Genomic DNA, 6,048 nt, shown 5'->3' with positions numbered 1-6,048 from the left:
AGACAACTAACATGCACCTCAATCGCCCCAAAAGGCGATTAGCTGCCAAACATTAGCATCGAAGAATAAGAAAAATGTAATATGAAGATATTTAGTACAGCACCAGAAGGAAATGAGCTTGCAGAAGCTGTTGGAGTTGATTATATAAAATTCTCCATTTCAATGATGGATGAATTTATTGATTGGATGAAAACAACCAAAGAGCCTTCTCAGCCAATATTGGCAATTATTGATATGCTGGTAATACTGGCAAAGAAATACCCCATTGATGCTAATCTGTTAATTAAAAAAGAGAAAGTTCAAGAATGGAAAAATGTTTTTAACGATTGGTTTGAACGTTGTAGCAGTAGAATTCCTGCCAAGTTTAGAAATGGAATTAAAGCAAATGGTGATGAACTTTTTAAAGAATTAGAACAATATGGACATTAATAATTTTGCAGCGGCTATTGAACCTTTCTTTTGGGTTGAACATGAATCAACAATTTCGGTATGTCTGACTGTTGGCGAGTATAAAACGGAAATCTTTCAATCAAGAGAAGATGAAGGATTTGAAGGTAATGGCTACGACTGGGAGTCACTGGCTCGTGTCTTTATTGACGAACAAGCACCAGAGCTATCCGAAAGCATTGATTTCGATTCGGAAGGAAGTATGTTCTGTGCTTATTCAAGTGATAAAGAGGCTTTAAGAAAGTTCATCTTACAGTTTAAAGAAGCATGTGAAAACAAAAAATTAATAATGGGCTTATTCTCCCATGCTGAATTGGATTAAAAGAACGATGCTAACAAGCACCTGTTCCGCCTAACGGCGGCAAGCTGCATCCCATTATGTGCAATTAAAAAAACAAGGTAAATATGAAAACTAAAAAAATTAGCGATATCCTGCAAGGAATGGATGTCAATACAGAAGATGCGATTGTAACCTTATCAGATAAGGTTTGGGAGATAGGCGAATTAAGTGAAATTAAAAATCAAGTTTCCGACACTGTATTTGCATTTCACATAGTAGCCAATGTTATAGGTATCTATAAAGGTGATGGGTGGCAAGCGATTATAGAAGAAAATACAGAATTGCTGCCTTACATATCCCATGCAATGTATGAAATTGGACTGGACAAAATTGGAGATGCAACAAAGAATATCGAACAAATTTTCCCTCTCAATATAGATGTCTTGTCTCTTGACGAAGACCAACTTTGTGAAGTTGTAAATTTCGTGCGTGGAATCAGAGAAGGTAAGTATTTTACCATAACAATGGAAGAACTTAAAGGATATACTTCAGAAGAAAGGAAACAAATAACAGCAAAATATTCAGATGCATGTGAAAAATTAGAAGATGCTACTGAAAATATATGGGGGTATAATAGTCCTGACAATGAAGGATGGGGAGTTGTAAGTCGATATTTAGAGAAACACTTGCAGGACAATTTTTGGAAGTAAATGCACATAACAAGCGGATGAATCTCCTAATGGTCGATTATCCGCCGGACATTAGCAACCTAAAAAAGAAAAAAGAAACATGAAAAAAGACGCATCCAAATTGATGTCAGAAGAAAAGTTCTGGACAATCATCGAAAATTCTAATCGCGGACGAAAACTCAAAGAGTGCCTTACCCCTCTTTCCGAAGAAGAATTGTTTGGGTTTAGATATTGGTGGGGCTATTTCTGCAATCTATCCTATAAGCAAGACCTGTGGGCTGTGGCCTATGTCGTGCTTGGGGGATGTGGCGATGACGGATTCGATTATTTTCGATTTTGGCTTATCGCACAAGGACGGGAGGTGTTTTACAACGCATTGGAAAATGCGGATACCTTGTGTGATGTATTCTCGGAACTTGAAGATCCGGAAGGAGAAGATTATCCGGAACAAGAGGACTTGGCTTATGCCGTTAAAACAGTCCTTCAAGAACGAACTGGAAATGAAGATTACCTTTACACAGTAGAAGATAATTATTCATTACCCCAGAACATTCAAGAAATAGAATTTGAATGGGAAGAGGACGATGAAGAATCTATACGCAAGATTTGTCCACTAACTTTTGATAAATGGTGGGAAAATGATGTATTCTGAAGCGGGTTGCTAACAAGCGGATTAATCTCCCGAAAGGTCGGTTATCCGCCGGACATTAGCTGCTGAAGAAAGAACAAATGAAGAAATGGAGTAAATTGCAAAAGGAACTATATCTGATAATTGATCCAACGATTGATTTTCAGATTCACTGTGTCGCTTATCCAATGAGAAGCCGATATGGTAATACAGATTTGCCCCGTTATTGGATTACGCTGGGTAAAGAGATAATTTTTGATTACCCCAAACAGTTTGTCACGCCTGATGGTAGAATACGCAACTTCAAGCCACATGGGATAACAAAAAATTACCCATATAAAAATGACGTGTCAGATATATCCGATTTAATACGGGAATATATAGATACACCCGTTTCGGAAATTGTGACAAAGCATTTTGAAAATGACTATTGGGGATTGGCAAATATCCTTCGTGCGGCTGACAGACGTATCGGACAGCGTAGATTGGATAATTTGCGTCGCAGAATCAAAAATCAGGCGGCTCAAAAAATTTTGGAATTAAGAATTAAAACCACAGCAGCTAACAAACAGCAAACCGACTGAAAAAGTGGAACACTGCCGGATATTAGTGATTATGAATTGGAAAAAGGAAATATTAGAAAAACTGGCTTTCATAAAAAGCCATATAGAATCAGCATCTTTGGGAGCAAAGGAACAAGAGGTATCTTATAATCCTTGTTTATCAGAGGAAGATATAGCAACATTTGAACATAAACACTGCATCACTCTTCCTGAAGATTACAGATCCTTTATTTCTGAAATAGGGAATGGCGGTTTCGGCCCCGGACATGGATTGTTGCCTCTCGATAAAGCCATTGTTGATTTCAAATTAAGAGATAAACCTAATATTTCCTTAAATGAGAAATTTCCATATTCAGATAACTGGAATGAAGAATGGATTGCTTCTTTTGATTGGGAGGAAGAATATCCGGAAACGGAAATTGTAGATGCTTATATTAGTACCGCCCATATTGCAGGCTGTCTGCAAATAAGTCATTTCGGACATGGATGTACATTTCTGTTGGTGGTGAATGGAGATGAAAAAGGACATATATGGTTTGACGGACGAGCTGATTATAGTGGACTTGTACCGAAAATGAAGGATGGACACAAGATGTCATTTATGGAATGGTATATAAGCTATCTTGATATGGAGATTGAAAACATAAATAAATCACTCACAGACAGCATTAACGATTAAATGCTGAACGCTGCCGGATATTAGCAACCATGTAAATACAAATTATATGTTCATTGAAAAATTAAATCAATATACAGAAGGACAGATTATCGGATTAAAGAATGAAGATAATAAGCTGAGATTGTTGATAGAAGAACAACCTAACATAGAGAAATTGCAAACTCTAAAAGAAGCTATAATCAATGAAACGACAGAAGTAACATTGGTAATGCGTTCAAATAACAACAATCTGATTGCTTTCTCCAATTTTGAATGCATAAGTGACAATATAATAGGGGTTGAATCGTATAATTACACCGAGAATATTCTGAAAACAATTGAAGGAATTTCAATATTCAGAAATTTGAGGAATATAGTTATTGATGCTCTATATGATAATAAACTATGTATTGACGAACTTGTCTCATTGGAGAAATTGGAAGAACTCTGTATGAGTTTCTATCCTATAACGAAATATCAATATCCTACATTGAACAATCTGAACAGACTGAAGCGATTAAATATAAAAGGGTTAGATTCAAATATATTGTCCTGCCTACCAAACTTGGAGACATTAACTTGTTTTAATTTAAAAGATGGGACACATTTAGGTATTAAAGTGCCAAATTTAAGAAACATACATATATGCCGTTCTCCGAAAATATTGAATCTTAATTTTTTATTGGACTTGAAAGAACTAAGATCTATTGGTTTAGACGGACTTAGCAATGTTGAAGAAATGCCGGATTTAAGTAGCCTTCATTCTTTAACCAGTATGTCTCTCGCCAATATGAAGCGGCTACAAAGTTTTCCTTTATACCACGAGAATTTAGAAAACTTACTCTTGCAATTGCCTTTTGATATATTAGATAATATAATCCCTAAAAATCTTCCTAACCTCAAGCATATAAGTGTAAATTTGGGAAGTGATAAAAAAAACGGAATGGTATTAGATAAATTCAACGGTATGTGTGAAGTTGGTATCTGGTAAAAATAAGGTTGCTAACAAACAGATGAAACTTTTAAGGTAGTTTATCTGCCGAACATTATCAATGTGCAAAATAAAAGTAGTATGGAACTGAAGCAATATCTTAAAACGAATTGCCACTGGGAAAATCGGGTAATCATAAGCCCAAATGAGCTTATGGCGATTTATTCTAACGCAAACTACCAACCGACTTCAAAGTTGATAGATTTCCTTATTTATTTCTACAATCAGGAATTTCAGTTTCCAAAAGTGGATGTGCATTTTAATCTAAGGAAAACATTAAACGATAATCCGCATTACTTATTCTACGACCAATTTTGTAAACTACTCCATGTTTCGAATATTTGTCCTTTTGGGGAATACGAACATGGATATATGGTCTTGCTTGTTGATAGTAAAAACAACATATATGGCGTAATGGATGATTATGTTGAAGGGTTTGGAAATGATTATTTCAAAATGCTAAATCAACTTTATAATCGGTAAGGCATTGATAACAAACAGCAGACCGACTGAATAAGCGGAACGCTGCCAAACATTATCGGTAAAGTTCAAAAGAATGGAAATAAAAGATATAATAACAAGCATAGGCTTTATTGGTGGACGAGATGCTATAATAATTGAACATATAAATATTATAGATTCTCGAACTATCGAAGTGTATGTTAATGTTTCGCGTAATAGCCTATGTGATTTTGTTGACAATTCTATGAGTGCTATTAATCTGAAGTTTGTATTCAATGGAGTAATGAAATTCCAGTTGTACGATTACGAAATGTTTGAAAATAATATTAAAGGTAAAGGGCAAACAGTTTCCTCTATACGAGAGATTGTTAAGTCCACCTATTCCCCAAAGGGACTTCATCACATAATCATAATTGCATACGATGATGTAATGGAACTTTTATGTACGGAATTTCATAATGAATTGATTACCGATAACAAACAGCAAACCGACTGAATAAGCGGAACGCTGCCAAACCATTATCAACAAATTAATAAATTACAATTATGGACTTTATAAACAAACTTTTAGACGAAAATTACGATTGGGGTGATGAACGTATTGATGAAGACGTTTACGATGAACTGAGTGCCGAACTCATCATTGATTACTTAAAGAAACATGATTCAGAAATTCGCCAAATGCTGGCTCTAAGCTGGAATTTTGATAATCCTAAGAAAGTTATCCAATGGATTGTCGAGCAGCCCGATACAGACAAAGGAACATGCCTACTACTTTATTGGCGGATGGCTCCAGATTTCAGCAAACAGTTTGTAAACCGTGAGGAATGTGAAAATACTCATAGTTGGTATCTTGAAGATTATGACATCATCCAAACAATTGAACAGAATTACACAGCAGGATTTTACAGGAACCAACGCTACGCTTTCAATCCTTGTCATGATTCGTATCAAGATGGATATGACTGGACTGAAAGTTTGAATCCTTCGGAATTTAAGGTTCCCATTCCCCAAGAAATGTTTACCGCTTTAGATGGTATTGCATTGGATGTGCCTTCTTGGGAAGAAGGTATCCCTGAAGACTTGCAACCTGCAATGGATCGTTTGGCTGATTTAGTAGATGAATAATATGTTGATAACAAGCACCTATTCCACCTAACGGTGGCAAGCTGCAACCCATTAGTTGTCAAATAAAAAAGGAATTAAAAATGAATGAAATAATACGCAAATTGTCATTGGCAGGAAATAAGCGACCTGTGACAAATAAAGATATGTCATTAGTGTCCCATAAAAAATAGGGACTAGTTAAACATTAAATAAATTTGGCCCA

The 6,048-nt window shown here is 35.6% G+C and carries 10 protein-coding genes; all 10 read left to right on the top strand.

All coding sequences use genetic code 11. The features are described 5' to 3' along the window. Positions 1 to 81: 81 nt before the first annotated feature. Entirely contained in the window at positions 82 to 429 is a 348-nt protein-coding gene (locus E5342_RS18445; RefSeq protein ID WP_068960251.1) for a hypothetical protein, read from the top strand. Then, positions 419 to 769 carry an immunity 51 family protein gene (locus E5342_RS18440; RefSeq protein ID WP_135960031.1) on the top strand — a complete coding sequence of 117 codons (351 nt, stop codon included), beginning with the start codon at positions 419 to 421 and terminating at the stop codon, positions 767 to 769. Before E5342_RS18445 ends, E5342_RS18440 begins: the two co-directional genes overlap by 11 nt. Before the next feature lie 83 nt (positions 770 to 852). Continuing rightward, complete coding sequence (locus E5342_RS18435) at positions 853 to 1,437, top strand: hypothetical protein (protein WP_135960030.1); 585 nt, start codon at positions 853 to 855, stop codon at positions 1,435 to 1,437. Between the two features lie 79 nt (positions 1,438 to 1,516). Then, positions 1,517 to 2,068, top strand: a complete 552-nt coding sequence (locus E5342_RS18430; RefSeq protein ID WP_135960029.1) for a DUF4240 domain-containing protein — start codon at positions 1,517 to 1,519, stop codon at positions 2,066 to 2,068. A gap of 77 nt (positions 2,069 to 2,145) precedes the next feature. Continuing rightward, positions 2,146 to 2,628, top strand: a complete 483-nt coding sequence (locus E5342_RS18425) for an SF0329 family protein (protein ID WP_135960028.1) — start codon at positions 2,146 to 2,148, stop codon at positions 2,626 to 2,628. A gap of 31 nt (positions 2,629 to 2,659) precedes the next feature. Beyond that, positions 2,660 to 3,286 carry an SMI1/KNR4 family protein gene (locus tag E5342_RS18420; RefSeq protein WP_135960027.1) on the top strand — a complete coding sequence of 209 codons (627 nt, stop codon included), beginning with the start codon at positions 2,660 to 2,662 and terminating at the stop codon, positions 3,284 to 3,286. A 46-nt stretch (positions 3,287 to 3,332) separates the two neighbouring features. Further along, the gene (locus tag E5342_RS18415; protein WP_135960026.1) at positions 3,333 to 4,256 is read left to right on the top strand and encodes a hypothetical protein; all 924 of its coding nucleotides are present in this window, start codon (positions 3,333 to 3,335) and stop codon (positions 4,254 to 4,256) included. Positions 4,257 to 4,337: 81 nt separating this feature from the next. Next, complete coding sequence (locus tag E5342_RS18410; RefSeq protein ID WP_210434982.1) at positions 4,338 to 4,739, top strand: hypothetical protein; 402 nt, start codon at positions 4,338 to 4,340, stop codon at positions 4,737 to 4,739. A 73-nt stretch (positions 4,740 to 4,812) separates the two neighbouring features. Next, positions 4,813 to 5,214 carry a hypothetical protein gene (locus E5342_RS18405; protein WP_123618430.1) on the top strand — a complete coding sequence of 134 codons (402 nt, stop codon included), beginning with the start codon at positions 4,813 to 4,815 and terminating at the stop codon, positions 5,212 to 5,214. Between the two features lie 50 nt (positions 5,215 to 5,264). Beyond that, entirely contained in the window at positions 5,265 to 5,846 is a 582-nt protein-coding gene (locus tag E5342_RS18400; RefSeq protein WP_135960024.1) for a DUF4274 domain-containing protein, read from the top strand. The last annotated feature ends 202 nt before the right edge of the window (positions 5,847 to 6,048 follow it).

It is taken from the genome of Parabacteroides distasonis (genome assembly GCF_004793765.1).
GTDB classification, from domain to species: domain Bacteria; phylum Bacteroidota; class Bacteroidia; order Bacteroidales; family Tannerellaceae; genus Parabacteroides; species Parabacteroides distasonis_A.
This window is presented reverse-complemented; position numbering and strand designations above follow the sequence as displayed.

Bases quoted from the DNA above. Each gene is read 5' to 3' on its own strand.
- E5342_RS18425 (WP_135960028.1), top strand. From the start codon at position 2,146: ATGAAGAAATGGAGTAAATTGCAAAAGGAACTATATCTGATAATTGAT.
- E5342_RS18440 (WP_135960031.1), top strand. From the start codon at position 419: ATGGACATTAATAATTTTGCAGCGGCTATTGAACCTTTCTTTTGGGTT.
- E5342_RS18430 (WP_135960029.1), top strand. From the start codon at position 1,517: ATGAAAAAAGACGCATCCAAATTGATGTCAGAAGAAAAGTTCTGGACA.
- E5342_RS18405 (WP_123618430.1), top strand. From the start codon at position 4,813: ATGGAAATAAAAGATATAATAACAAGCATAGGCTTTATTGGTGGACGA.
- E5342_RS18435 (WP_135960030.1), top strand. From the start codon at position 853: ATGAAAACTAAAAAAATTAGCGATATCCTGCAAGGAATGGATGTCAAT.
- E5342_RS18410 (WP_210434982.1), top strand. From the start codon at position 4,338: ATGGAACTGAAGCAATATCTTAAAACGAATTGCCACTGGGAAAATCGG.
- E5342_RS18415 (WP_135960026.1), top strand. From the start codon at position 3,333: ATGTTCATTGAAAAATTAAATCAATATACAGAAGGACAGATTATCGGA.
- E5342_RS18420 (WP_135960027.1), top strand. From the start codon at position 2,660: ATGAATTGGAAAAAGGAAATATTAGAAAAACTGGCTTTCATAAAAAGC.
- E5342_RS18445 (WP_068960251.1), top strand. From the start codon at position 82: ATGAAGATATTTAGTACAGCACCAGAAGGAAATGAGCTTGCAGAAGCT.
- E5342_RS18400 (WP_135960024.1), top strand. From the start codon at position 5,265: ATGGACTTTATAAACAAACTTTTAGACGAAAATTACGATTGGGGTGAT.